Consider the following 12236-nt stretch of genomic DNA (forward strand, 5'->3'; position numbering starts at 1 on the left):
GCCCAACGTTAGCGAGGTCTGGACCGTGTTCGATGTGCCGCCGAGGCCCGTCCGTTGGGCTTAGCTGCGCTCAACCGCAACCTACGGCATCCGCTCCCAACCCGGCGAATGATCCGGTTGGTCGGCCAGGTGCGCGGGGCATTTGCCCTTGAGGTGCCAGGCGAAGGCGATGATCTCGGCCAGGGTGCGATAGAGCGCCTCGGGAATCTCCGAGCCCAGCTCCAGGCGGGCCAGGATGCGCACCAGGTCGGCGTTCTCGTAGATGGGCACCTCGTGCTCGCGGGCGGTGGCCAGGATGAGTTCGGCCAGTTCGGCATCGCCCTTGGCGGACAGGATCGGGGCGCTGCTGCCGTCGTAGGAGAGGGCGATGGCCTGGCGGGGGGCGGGCGTGCTCATACGGTGTCGTCGATCCAGCGTTGTTCGAGGGAGGTGCGCGGATTGCGCGCGGGTCGGCCTTGGCGGCTGCTGAGATCGCCGACCACGAAGCCGGCCGCCAGCAGGCGCTCGCGCAGGTGGGGCAATTCGGTATCGATCAGCACCGCGGTGGCGCCTTTTTCCGCCCAGAATTCGCTCGACAGCCGACCGCTGGCGAGTTGGGCGCGGACCTGCAGGGGGCCGAGTGGCGCCAGGTCGAAGGCCAGTTCCACTTTCCACAGGCTATCGCGGGTTTCCCCGCGGGTGTCCGGTGGTGGGCGTTCTTCCTGGAAGCGGACCTGCACCGCGCCGAGTCGCTCGCCGTCGCGCCAGGGGATTTCGGTCTGCCAGGTGGACAGGTAGTAGCCGTCCGGCAGGACCTGGGTCTGCGCCAGGCTGGCGAGCTGGTGGGTCTGCAAGCGCGCGATGACGCCGGTGGCCAATTGCAGCAATTCGTCGAGTTCGGCGTTGGTGGTGCTGAGGCCGCGACCGTCACGTTCGCCCAGGGGAAAGTCCAGGGCCGTGGGTTGGCGGTTGGCGCTGGCGACGCCGCCCAGGGCGCGGCGCAGGGCGTCCGGTAGATTCTGCTGGGCGGTCTGGGCCAGCACCTGGGGATTGCGCAGCGGATCGCCCGGCACGTTGGCCAGTAGGCGGTCGACCAGGCGCAGCAGATTGGCCTTGAAGTCTTCCTGAATATCGGAGCCGCTGCGGTCCAGCAACTGCTGCTCCAATTGCAGGCCGCTGCGGGCTAGGGCGCGGGTCCAGCCCTGGGGCGTGGTGAGGGCCTCGGTGTCTTCCAGGTTGGCCAGCAGTGCTTTGAGCGCACTGCCTACCGACGGCGGCAGCTCCTGCTCGGGAAGGGCGTCCTGCAGCCACTGCAGCAGGCCGTTCATCGACAGCTGGCGTTGGCCCTGGCTCTGGAGCTGGTGGTCGATGTCGAGCTGGTCGAGCCGCTGCGCCAGGGGCAGCACCGTGACTTCCTGGCTGTCCTTGATCACCACGGTCAGCAGGCTACCTACCGGTACCGGGCGGGGTGATTCCAGCTTGAGCTGCTTGCCTTCGAGGCTGGAGGTCAGCGCCTTGGCGATCACCTCGTAGCTGGGGGTGCCATTGGTCTGTTGCAGCAGGCTGCTCAGCACCCGCAACTGCAGGGTGGTGCCCACCGGCAACTGGCGCAGGTCCAGTTGCTGCAGCGGTGGTGGCGGTGCCTCGACCCCGTCCAGGCTCTGCAGCAGCACGGCCAACTGGGTGGAATTCAGGGTGCTCACCAGCAACTGGCTACCGACCGGCAGGTTGTTGGTCGGGCTCTGGGTGGTGAGCAGCACGCTGCCACCCTGGGCGAGCTGGAGCTGTAGCAGGAACTGGAAATTCTGCCCGGCCGGACGGGTGGCGAGCACCTCGGCGGTGGCCGTGGTGCCAGCGGGAATGAGGTCGTCGAGGGACTGCAGTGCCTGCAGGATCTGCGCGCCGGCATCCGAGGCCTGCGCCGCCGCGGCCCGGACGGGCAGGGTGGGTGTGACGCCAGGGCTGAGCGAGATCGCAGGAATGGAAGGCATCGGGCAGGTCCGGAAAAGTCGCCTGTGTATAATGACGCGCTTTCAGATTCTGTACGAAAGCAGCCGAGCGACGGTCAGGCGAGGCGAAGAACGTTGAGGAAGCGCATTTCCGAAGGGTAAATGAGCATTCTGACCGGGCTGGCGGCCCAGGCGTTTTTCAACGAAGCATCACCGAGGCGCAGGCCGTTTTCGTACAGAACCTTGAGGCGTGTGCCGGGTTAACGGCCGCTGTTTGATCGACTTTAATTCCTGGAACCCCATGCCGTGAATCCGCCCCTGCTCGACGCCGTCGCGCTCCGTTGCGAACGGGGCGATCGCCTGTTGTTCGACGGCCTGGACCTGAGCGTGCGTCCGGGGGAGTTGTGGCAGATCGATGGCGTCAACGGCAGCGGCAAGACTAGTCTGCTGCGGATCCTGGCCGGGCTGTTGCCGGCCGACAGCGGTACGGTACGCAGACCCCCGGCGGCTGAGCTGCTCTGGCTGGGCCATGCTCCGGGTATCGCCGAGGGGCTGACCGCCCGGGAAAATCTGCACACCCTGGCGAGCCTGTGGCGGCCCGCCAGTGCCGAAGCCTGCGCGGCGGCACTCGCGGCCGTTGGCCTGGCCGAGCTGGCGGATGAACTCTGCGCGCGGTTGTCGGCCGGTCAGCGCCGCCGGGTTGCCCTGGCGCGGCTCCATTTGCCCGAGCCGCCAGCCCTATGGTTGCTGGACGAACCCTTCACCGCCCTGGATGCGGCGACCTGCCAGCGTCTGGAGCAGCGACTGCAAGCGCATTGCCTGGGCGGCGGCGCCGTGGTGCTGAGCAGTCACCGCGAATTGGACAGCGTACCCGCCTGTTACCGCCGTCTGGCGCTGGACGGTGGCCGGTGACCGGTGCCGGCCTGGCCATCCTGCGCCGCGAGTGGCGCCTGGCCTGCCGCCGACCGGCGCAGTGGCTCACGCCGCTGACCTTCTACGCCTTGGTGGTGACGCTATTTCCGCTGGCCCTGGGCCCGGACAGCCGCCAATTGGCCGCGCTGGCCCCCGGCCTCTTGTGGATCGCGCTGCTCCTGGCCCTGTTGCTCGGCCAGGAGGCACTGTTCCGCAACGAATGGCAGGACGGTTCCCTCGAACACTGGCTGCTGGCGCCCCAGCCCCTGGCGCTGCTGGTGCTGTTCAAGCTGTTGGTGCACTGGTGCTCCGCCGGCCTCGCGTTGGTGGCGCTGACGCCCCTACTGGCGCTGATGCTCGGGCTGCCGGTGACGGCCCTGCCGGCAACCCTGGCGGCGCTGGTGCTGGGCAGCCTGGCCCTGACGCTCATCGGTGCCATCGGCGCGGCCCTTACCCTGGGCCTGGCCCGTGGCGGTCTGCTGCTGGCGCTGCTCAATCTGCCCTTGCAGATTCCCATCCTCATCCTCGGCACCAGCATTCTGGACGCGGCGCGCCTGGGCCTGCCGGTGACGGGGCTGCTGCTCTGGCTGGGCTGCCTGACGCTGCTGGCCCTGACCCTGGCGCCCCTGGCGGTGGCCGCTGGCCTGCGCATCGGGGCCGCCCAATGACGAGAACCTCATGAACTGGACCTGGCTGCATCGCCTGGGCTCGCCCGCCATCTTCTATCGCCTGGCCGGTCGCCTGCAGGGACCTTGCCTCGCGCTGGCCGGGCTGTTGCTCGCCGTTGGCCTGGTGTGGGGACTGTTCCTGGCGCCGCCGGACTATCAGCAGGGCGACAGTTTCCGCATCCTCTATGTCCATGTGCCGGCCGCCTTCCTGGCGCAGTCCTGCTATCTGCTGCTGGCCATCGCTGGCGCCGTCGGGCTGGTCTGGCGGCTCAAGCTGGCCGACGTGGCCCTGCGCGCCGCCGCGCCCCTCGGCGCCTGGATGACGGTGATCGCCCTGGTGACCGGCTCGCTATGGGGCATACCCACCTGGGGCACCTGGTGGATCTGGGATGCCCGGCTCACCTCGATGCTGGTCCTGCTGTTCCTCTACCTGGGCATCATCGCTTTGGGGCAGGCGATCACCCAGCGGGACAGCGCTGCCCGGGCCTGCGCCATCCTGGCCCTAGTCGGCTCGGTGAATCTGCCGATCATCAAATATTCGGTGGACTGGTGGAGCACCCTGCATCAGCCGGCCACCTTCAGCCTGGTGGAGCGCCCGCCGATGCCGCCGGCGATGTGGTTGCCACTGCTGGTGATGGTGCTGGGCTTCTATCTGTTCTTCGCTGGCCTGCTGCTGCAGCGGATGCGCCTGGAAGTGCTTCGCCGTGAGTGGCGCAGTCGCTGGGTGCAGGCCGAACTGGGCGAGGAGCGGCCATGAGCGGCTTCGACTGGGCCCAGGCGCTGGGCATGGGCCGATACGGCCTCTATGTCTGGCCGGCCTTCGGGCTGACCCTGGCGATCCTGGCTGGCCTGCTGTGGCACGGCCGGCTGGCCCGTCGCCGCCTGCAGCGTGAACTGCGCCAGCGCTGGCGCCGGGAGCGGCAGTCATGAATCCGGTCCGGCGGCGCCGGCTGCTGTGGGTGCTGTTGTTGCTGCTCGGCGTGGGCGGCGCAGCGGCGCTGGCGCTCAGCGCCTTGCAGCAGAACATCAACCTCTTCTATACCCCGAGCCAGATCGCTCAGGGCGAGGCGCCCCGTGACCGGCGCATCCGCGCCGGGGGCATGGTGGAAAAGGGCAGCCTGGTACGGGCGGCGGATTCGCTCGCCGTGAGCTTCGTCATCACCGACTTCCAGCGCGAGGTGCGGGTCAGCTATGCCGGCATCCTGCCGGACCTGTTCCGCGAGGGGCAGGGCGTGGTCGCCCTGGGCCGACTCGATGACCAGGGCCGGCTGGTCGCCGACCAGATCCTCGCCAAGCACGACGAGAAATACATGCCGCCCGAGGTGAGCCAGGCCCTGCGCCAGGCCGGTCGCCCGCTGGATGGCACGAGGCCGGCGCCATGATTCCCGAACTCGGTCAGCTCTGCCTGTTGCTGGCGCTCGCCATGGCCCTGGTGCAGGGTACGGTGCCATTGCTGGGTGCCTGGCGGGGCCAGGCGGACTGGATGCGCCTGGCGCGGCCGGCCGCCTTCGGCCAGTGCCTGTTCCTGGCGCTGGCCTTCGCCGCCCTGACCTGGGCCTTCTTGCAGGATGACTTCTCGGTGGCCTATGTGGCCGCCAATTCCAACAGCCGCCTGCCCTGGTACTACAAGGTCAGCGCCACCTGGGGCGCCCATGAGGGCTCGCTGCTGCTCTGGGCGTTGACCCTGTCGGCCTGGAGCCTGGCGGTGGCGGTCCGTTCGCGCCAACTGCCCCAGGCGCTACTGGCGCGGGTGCTGGGCATCCTCGGCTTGGTGGCCCTGGGCTTCCTGACCTTCCTGGTGGCCACCTCCAATCCCTTCGCCCGGTTGCTGCCGCAGTTCCCGCGGGAGGGTAACGATCTCAATCCGCTGCTGCAGGACCCCGGCCTGATCCTGCATCCGCCCATGCTCTACATGGGCTACGTCGGCTTTTCGGTGGCCTTCGCCTTCGCCTTGGCGGCGCTGCTGGAAGGGCGCCTCGACGCGGCCTGGGCGCGCTGGGCGCGGCCCTGGACGCTGCTCGCCTGGGCCTTTCTCGGCTGCGGCATCGTGCTGGGTTCCTGGTGGGCCTATTACGAGCTGGGCTGGGGCGGCTGGTGGTTCTGGGACCCGGTGGAGAACGCTTCCTTCATGCCCTGGCTGGTGGGTACGGCGCTGCTGCATTCCCTGGCGGTGACCGAGAAGCGCGGCCTGTTCAAGGGCTGGACGGTGCTGCTGGCCATCGCCGCCTTTTCCCTCAGCCTACTGGGGACCTTCCTGGTGCGCTCCGGGGTGCTGACCTCGGTACACGCCTTCGCCAGCGATCCGACCCGCGGGGTGTTCATCCTGGCCTTCCTGCTGCTGGTGGTCGGCGGCTCCCTGGCGCTGTTCGCCTGGCGCGCGCCGGCGCTCGGCGGCTCGGCAGCCTTCGGCCTGGCCTCGCGCGAGGCGCTGCTGCTGATCAACAACCTGATCCTGGTGACGGCCGCCGCCACGGTGCTGCTGGGCACCCTTTATCCCCTGATCATCGACAGCCTCACCGGCGCCAAGCTGTCGGTCGGTCCGCCGTATTTCGATGCGCTGTTCGTGCCGCTGATGGCGTTGCTGATGTTGGCCCTGGGCATCGGGGTGCTGGTGCGCTGGAAGCACAGCCCGGGCCGCTGGCTGGTCCGGCTGTTGGCGCCCATCCTGCTGACCTGCGCAGTGCTGGCGGGACTGGCCGCCTGGTGGCTGGCGCAGCCCAAGGCAGCCATCCTGGCGGTGCTGGCGCTGGCGGCCTGGGTGGTGCTGACCGCCTTGCGCGATGTGCTGGGCAAGGTGCAGGCGCTGGGTTGGCGTCGTGGCCTAGGCAGCCAGCCGCGCAGCTACTGGGGTATGCAGGTGGCGCATCTGGGCCTGGCGGTGCTCGCCCTGGGCGTGGTGTTGGCCAGCCAGTTGGACGTGCAGCGCGACCTGCGCCTGGCGCCGGGCGATCATCTCGAACTCGGCGGTTATCGCTTCGGTTTCGCCGGTACCCAGCACTACGAGGGGCCGAATTTCACCGCCGAGCGGGCCCTGCTGCAGGTGGAGCGCGACGGTCGGGTGGTGGCGCTGCTCGCGCCGGAGAAGCGCCGCTACCTGGCGAGCGGCGCGGTGATGACCGAGGCTGCCATCGACGCCGGCCTGACCCGCGATCTCTATGTCGCCCTCGGCGAACCCCTGGGCGAGGGGGCCTGGGCGGTCCGTATCCAGATCAAGCCCTTCGTCCGGCTGATCTGGCTCGGCGGCCTACTCACCGCCCTGGGTGGGCTGCTGGCGCTGGCCGATCCGCGTTATCGCCAGCGTCGCCGAGCCTCCCGCTCTTCCTCTGTGGAGTCGCTCTAGATGCGCCGTCGCCTGTTGCTCTGCCTGCCGCTGCTGGCCTTCCTGGTATTGGCCGGCTTTCTCTATCGGGGGCTCTATCGCGATCCCCAGGTCCTGCCCTCGGCGCTGGTCGGCCAGCCGTTCCCGGCCTTTTCGCTGCCGGGTGTGCTGGATGAGCGACTATTCAGCCGCCAGGACCTGCTCGGCCGGCCGGCGCTGGTCAATGTCTGGGGCACCTGGTGCGTGGCCTGCCGCGAGGAGCATCCCCTGTTGAATCGACTCAAGGCCCAGGGCGTGGTCATCCATGGGGTGAACTACAAGGACGACAACGCCAGTGCCCGGCGCTGGCTGGCGGAATTCCACGATCCCTACCAACTCGATATCCGCGATGACGAGGGCCGACTGGGGCTGGACCTGGGCGTCTATGGCGCGCCGGAGACCTTTCTGATCGACGCCCAGGGCATCGTGCGCTATCGCCACGTGGGGGTGGTCGACCAGCGCGTCTGGGATGAAGAACTCGGGCCGCGCTACCGGGCCCTGGTGGCGGCGCCATGAAGGCCAGGTGGCTCACCTTCGCCTTGTTGATGTGGTCGGCCCTGGCCGGTGCGGCCATCGAGACCTATGGCTTTCGCGACGACACCGAGCGGGCGCGATTCCAGGCGCTGACCCGTGAACTGCGCTGCCCCAAATGCCAGAACCAGGACCTGGCCGATTCCAATGCGCCCATCGCCGGCGACCTGCGCCGGGAAATCCAGCGGCTGATGGCGGCCGGGCAGAGCGATGAGCAGATCATCGCCTACCTGGAGCAGCGCTATGGCGAATTCATCCGCTATCGACCGCCCTTCGAGGGGCGCACCCTGTTGCTCTGGACCCTGCCGGTACTGGGACTGCTGGGCGGTGCCGGGGTGCTGGTGGTCCTCACGCGTCGCCGCCGCCCGGAACAGGGGCTGAGCGCGGCCGAACGCGAGCGTCTGGCCGCCCTGCAGGCGGAGGAGGAGGGCTGATGCTGGCGTTCTGGGGGCTGGCAGGCCTGCTGTCGATCCTGGCGCTGCTGATCCTGCTGATCCCGCTGCTGCGCGGCGGTCGCACGGAGGCGGCGAATCGCGCGGCGCTCAATCGGGCGCTCTACCGGGAGCGGCTGGCGGAGGTCCAAGCGCGTGTTGAACGCGGTGAACTGGATGCCCAGGCTGTGGAGCTGGCCGAGGCAGAGGCCGCGCGCAGCCTGCTCGCCGATAGCGCGGTGGTCGAGCGAGCCCCGGCGCGACGCGGACGGCGCCTGGGGATCGCGGTCGCCTGTGCGGTGCCCGCTCTGGCGCTGGGGCTCTATCTGCTGCTGGGAGCCTTGCCGGAGTTGCAGCTCAGCCAGCGGCTCGCCGCACCGCCACGTTCGCCCCAGGCGCTGCTCGCCACCCTGGAAGAGGCGACGCGGCGGCAACCCCAGGCGGCCGACAACTGGTACCTGCTGGCCCGCGCCTATGCCGGCCTGGGTCGTTATAGCGAGGCGGTGACGGCCTTCGAACAGGTGATCCAGCGCGACGGTCGGCGACCGGAGGTGCTGGGGCAATTGGCCCAGGCACGCTTCTTCGCCGCCGGCCGGAAACTGGATGACCAGACCCAGGCGCTGGCCGACGAAGCCCTGCAGGCCAACCCGGCCGAGCCCACCACCTTGGGCCTACTGGGCATCGCGGCCTATGAACGCGGTGACTACGCCCAGGCCGCTCGCCACTGGCAGCGGCTGAGCGCCGCGCTCGCCCCCGGAGATCCACTGCGCCAGGCCTTGGCGGAAGGCATAGGCCGGGCCGAGCGCGCGGCGCAGGCGGCGGGGCAGGGCAAGGCTCCGGGGATCGAGGTGGAAGTCAGCCTGGCACCAGCAGTGGCGCAGCGGCTACGGCCTGGGGATAGCGTCTTCGTACTGGCCTTGGCCGAGGGGGCGTCCGGTCCGCCGTTGGCGGTGCGGCGCCTGCGGGTAGCCGACCTGCCGACGCGTGTACGGCTCGACGATAGCGACGCCATGCTGCCCCAGCGTCGGCTCTCGGATCAGCGCCGGGTGCGCCCGGTGGTGGTCATCGCGCGCAATGGCGATCCGCTGAAGGGCGACTGGCGGCACGAAGGCGAGCCGCTGGACCTGCCGACCGCCACAGTCGGTCGACTACGCGTGGTAGAGGGGGATGCCCTCACGCAATGATCCAGCACCACCACCTAGGACAGGGATGCCATGAATACCTACGAAGAAGCGGTCGCCGCGACCACAGCCCTCTGCGAAGCCATTCGCAACGATCCAGGCAAAAGACGAAGGGTACGCGAGTCCTTCTACGAGCGTTTCGGTGACGCCGACAACGACGGCCTGAGCTACGGCGATTCGGAGCTGGCCTTTCTCGATTGGGAAATCCGTGCCGGGGTGCTGGACCCGGAAACCGGCAGTCCCTGGTGGCGCAACGTCAACCTGAACTTCATCTATCTGTCGGAGCTGGCCGGTTGCCTGGCGCAGCACGATATTCCCGGTGACCAGGCGCCCTTTCCCACGCGCTGCTGGCTGGATTTCATCGCCGAGCCCACACCGAGCCACTGGTATCGCGCCCACAATTCTTCCATCCTCGACGGCTTCCACCTCTACGAAGACGACGCCCGCCTGGAAAACGAGGTCGGCCAGGAATTCCTCAACATCACCCTCTACCGGCTGATGTTCGCCCAGGCGCTGGTGGAGGATGCGACGATCTTCGGTGAAATTGGCGCTTGGCTGGCCGACCCGCGCGGATTTTCGGTGACGCTGCTGGTGCATCTGGCGGACTTCTATCCGCCGCACTATCCGCTCACCGAGGCGGATCGCCCCATCATCGAAGGGAAGGGCAAGGGCCTCGAAGAAACCGCCGTGCGCCTGATGGATGGCTTGATTCGGCACTTTCTACGCAAGCTGTACCAGGCGGCGGCCGCCTGGAACCAGGCCCCCGAGCTGCTGAATTATCTGGACGGCAACCAGCCGGCCTATCCGCCCGCCGCGGGCCACCGCGAAGCCCTCGCGGCAGCCCAGGTGGTGGCGTCACTGGAAGGCGTCTTCCCCGGGCAGGACCTCTCCGTGGCCGAGGATGGCGCGAGCGGTCTGCAGGCCGGATAGCGTAGCCGACTCCACGCAGCCCATGTTGAAGCCATTGAGGATCCAGTCGCCGGTCAGATAGAGGTTGCGGCAGACCGTGCCGTCGGTAGCCAGTCGCTTACGACTGCTGCCGGCCACGCTCTGCACGTAACGCTCGCTGGGATCGACGTTGGCGCGCCAGTACTGGTAGTCGAAGCGGGCCGGGCCACTGACCGTGGCGGGAGCCAGAAGGTATTCCCAGTGATAGCCGTCCTGGTCGGTCCCGGCGTCTGGCCAGTAGTCGCGTAGATTGCCGTTCATGAAGTCGATGAAATCCTTGTGCACCTGGGCGGCTTGGCGCTCGGGATAATCGTTCTTCTCACCGATGGGCGGGGCAACGTCTGCAGCGAAGACACCACAGAAGTAGCTGATGTCCTGCGGCGGGGTGCCGCTCGACCAATCCTCGCGCTCCACTAGATAGGTGACGTCGGCCCAGGAGTCCATCGCCTGGGCGGCGAAGCCGAGCAGTTCCGGGGCCTGGCCACCCTTGGGCGAGCCGGTCCAGCCCAGTTGCCAGACATCGCGGTCCTGCCAGAGCTGCACCGCCTGGGTGGCCACGGTGGCGACCGCCTGGGTCATCTGGGCGAAGGCCGGATCCAGGGCGCAGAGGCTGGGCGAGAGATCGGCGAGGCCCGCCACGGAAATGCCCAGGATCACCTCATCGAAGTCATGATCGACCTGCAATTCCAGCTGTTCGACGCCTTTCCAGCCACTCCAGCTGGACTCCAGGTTGATGTGCTCGGCTTGCAGGCGCTCGGCGATGTCGTCGCGGATCTGGTCGTAGAGCGGCGCCGAGGGCCAGCAGGGCAGGCCCTTGACGTCCACCAATGGCTGGTAGGGTTCCTGCTTGAGCGGCACCTGGCGCTGCATTTGCAGACGGGTCACCCGCGGGCCCTGGCCGTCGTCGGCGGCCTCGATGCCGGTCACCTGGTGGAAGAACTGGAAGTTCACCCCACGCTTGAACAGCACCTCGTAGTAGGGCGCGAACACCACGTCGCCCATCCCGGCTTGCATGCGCCAGATGAAGGAACCCTTGGAGGTGGTCAGGGCCAGCAGGGCGGCACGCAGGACGGTACCGGCCTCGACGTTGGGCTGCTCCAGGTCGCCATCCCGATAGGCGAAGATGCCCCCGTGCAGTGACTTGACGATGGCACCGTCCTGGGTCGCGGCGCTGGCGCCATGGCGGGTCAGCCAGGCCAGAAAGGTTTCCTCGTTGAGAACTTCGAAACCCTTGTCATAGACCTCGTCGGCGAGCATGCCGATGAGCACCGTGAGGCCAAAGTCCATCAGCAGCCAGAGTCGATGGGCGCTGATGCTGGTCTGGCCACGTTCTTCCAATACCCGGGCCAACAGTTCGCGCGCTTCGCGCAGCAGCCAGAGCAGCAGGGGATGATCGTTGCTCTCGGGCAGGGCGGCACGCGCCTTGTGCAGTTGGCGCTCCGCTTCGCTCAGGGCCAGCTCCTGGGCCTCTTCGCGGCAGTGCGCACGCAGGCGGGCGAACAGTCCGGCGGGAGCCGCCTGGGGGGTGGACTCTTCGGCTTCGCCCAACCGCAGCAGCCATTCCAGCAGATCGCCCAGGGCGGTCATGAAGGGCTTGGGATTCCAGCCTTCGCCAGGTTTGCCCGGCAGCGCCAGGGTATCGATGGGCCAGGTAGTCCAGAGATTCTGGAAGTCATCGGCGAAGGCGGTGTGGGAATGGGCGAAGAAGGCGTCGTCGAGGGTGGCCAGGGGCGCGCTGGCGGGACGGCCGAGTTCTTCGTAGCACTGTCTCAGACTATGGAAGGCGTTGTAGTAGAAGCCGAACCAGACGTGAATCCCGTGTTCTTCGATGCGCTGGTGGTCATCGGCGTTGCGCCCGCTGGCCCCCTTGCCACCCAGACGCCAGCCCTGCTGATACAGGGTGATCTGGTAACGCTCTTGCCATTTCGGTTCATTAGTAAGACGAAATGCGGCGGTAATGGCGGAAACGCCACCGCCTAGAATGGCGATCTTGCGGACAGAAGGTATTGCATCCATGCCGTATGCTCCGAAGTGTGCAATTTCTTGCGTGAGTGGACGAAAGCCAAGTGATGGCTAAGGTAATATCACTGTATCGAAAAGTTCCCTTGATACTTGAGGTCGGTACGAAAAGTCGCTGCGCTCGGTGAGGCTTCGTTGCAGAACGCATCACTCGACTACTTTGCGTACACAACCCAACAAGGCAACGGCAACAGTTGAGGTGATGGCCCGGCATGGTCGTCCCAGGATCGAGGCAAGCGCGGTGGTAAGGATTCCAGGCT

The 12236-nt window shown here is 67.7% G+C and carries 13 protein-coding genes; 10 read left to right on the top strand and 3 right to left on the bottom strand.

Annotation, left to right across the window (positions count from 1 at the left end; all coding sequences use genetic code 11):
• Nucleotides 1-81: 81 nt before the first annotated feature.
• On the bottom strand, nucleotides 82-396 hold the full coding sequence (locus tag FAZ11_RS00495) for an EscU/YscU/HrcU family type III secretion system export apparatus switch protein (RefSeq protein WP_058785280.1): 315 nt from the start codon (nucleotides 394-396) through the stop codon (nucleotides 82-84).
• Complete coding sequence (gene fliK / locus FAZ11_RS00500; RefSeq protein ID WP_058785281.1) at nucleotides 393-1970, bottom strand: flagellar hook-length control protein FliK; 1578 nt, start codon at nucleotides 1968-1970, stop codon at nucleotides 393-395. The genes FAZ11_RS00495 and fliK overlap by 4 nt, the downstream gene beginning before the upstream one ends.
• A gap of 264 nt (nucleotides 1971-2234) precedes the next feature.
• On the opposite strand from fliK, the gene ccmA reads away from it, so the two are divergent.
• From ccmA to FAZ11_RS00550, 10 genes are read left to right on the top strand one after another with little or no spacing between them, the layout of a single operon-like run.
• On the top strand, nucleotides 2235-2840 hold the full coding sequence (gene ccmA / locus FAZ11_RS00505) for a cytochrome c biogenesis heme-transporting ATPase CcmA (protein ID WP_058776988.1): 606 nt from the start codon (nucleotides 2235-2237) through the stop codon (nucleotides 2838-2840).
• Nucleotides 2837-3508, top strand: coding sequence for a heme exporter protein CcmB (ccmB, locus tag FAZ11_RS00510; protein ID WP_058785282.1), 672 nt, complete (start codon nucleotides 2837-2839; stop codon nucleotides 3506-3508). Before ccmA ends, ccmB begins: the two co-directional genes overlap by 4 nt.
• Before the next feature lie 10 nt (nucleotides 3509-3518).
• Nucleotides 3519-4265 carry a heme ABC transporter permease gene (locus tag FAZ11_RS00515; protein WP_058776986.1) on the top strand — a complete coding sequence of 249 codons (747 nt, stop codon included), beginning with the start codon at nucleotides 3519-3521 and terminating at the stop codon, nucleotides 4263-4265.
• Entirely contained in the window at nucleotides 4262-4438 is a 177-nt protein-coding gene (gene ccmD, locus FAZ11_RS00520) for a heme exporter protein CcmD (protein WP_074528093.1), read from the top strand. The genes FAZ11_RS00515 and ccmD overlap by 4 nt, the downstream gene beginning before the upstream one ends.
• Nucleotides 4435-4890: a cytochrome c maturation protein CcmE gene (gene ccmE / locus FAZ11_RS00525; RefSeq protein WP_058772678.1), complete on the top strand. Its 456-nt coding sequence runs from the start codon at nucleotides 4435-4437 to the stop codon at nucleotides 4888-4890. Before ccmD ends, ccmE begins: the two co-directional genes overlap by 4 nt.
• Entirely contained in the window at nucleotides 4887-6848 is a 1962-nt protein-coding gene (locus FAZ11_RS00530; RefSeq protein ID WP_058783175.1) for a heme lyase CcmF/NrfE family subunit, read from the top strand. Before ccmE ends, FAZ11_RS00530 begins: the two co-directional genes overlap by 4 nt.
• Nucleotides 6849-7382: a DsbE family thiol:disulfide interchange protein gene (locus tag FAZ11_RS00535; RefSeq protein WP_058783176.1), complete on the top strand. Its 534-nt coding sequence runs from the start codon at nucleotides 6849-6851 to the stop codon at nucleotides 7380-7382.
• On the top strand, nucleotides 7379-7831 hold the full coding sequence (locus tag FAZ11_RS00540) for a cytochrome c-type biogenesis protein (RefSeq protein WP_058783177.1): 453 nt from the start codon (nucleotides 7379-7381) through the stop codon (nucleotides 7829-7831). The genes FAZ11_RS00535 and FAZ11_RS00540 overlap by 4 nt, the downstream gene beginning before the upstream one ends.
• Nucleotides 7831-9012 (top strand): c-type cytochrome biogenesis protein CcmI, encoded by a 1182-nt coding sequence (gene ccmI / locus FAZ11_RS00545; RefSeq protein ID WP_058783178.1) that lies wholly within the window; start codon nucleotides 7831-7833, stop codon nucleotides 9010-9012. The genes FAZ11_RS00540 and ccmI overlap by 1 nt, the downstream gene beginning before the upstream one ends.
• Before the next feature lie 30 nt (nucleotides 9013-9042).
• A complete protein-coding gene (locus FAZ11_RS00550; RefSeq protein ID WP_058783179.1) occupies nucleotides 9043-9939 on the top strand; it encodes a hypothetical protein in 897 nt (298 codons plus the stop codon).
• Here FAZ11_RS00550 and FAZ11_RS00555 read toward each other — a convergent pair.
• Complete coding sequence (locus FAZ11_RS00555; RefSeq protein ID WP_137279323.1) at nucleotides 9865-11973, bottom strand: NAD(P)/FAD-dependent oxidoreductase; 2109 nt, start codon at nucleotides 11971-11973, stop codon at nucleotides 9865-9867. The two genes, FAZ11_RS00550 and FAZ11_RS00555, sit on opposite strands and share 75 nt — an antisense overlap.
• Between the last annotated feature and the right edge of the window lie 263 nt (nucleotides 11974-12236).

It is taken from the genome of Pseudomonas rhizoryzae (genome assembly GCF_005250615.1).
Lineage (GTDB): Bacteria > Pseudomonadota > Gammaproteobacteria > Pseudomonadales > Pseudomonadaceae > Chryseomonas > Chryseomonas rhizoryzae.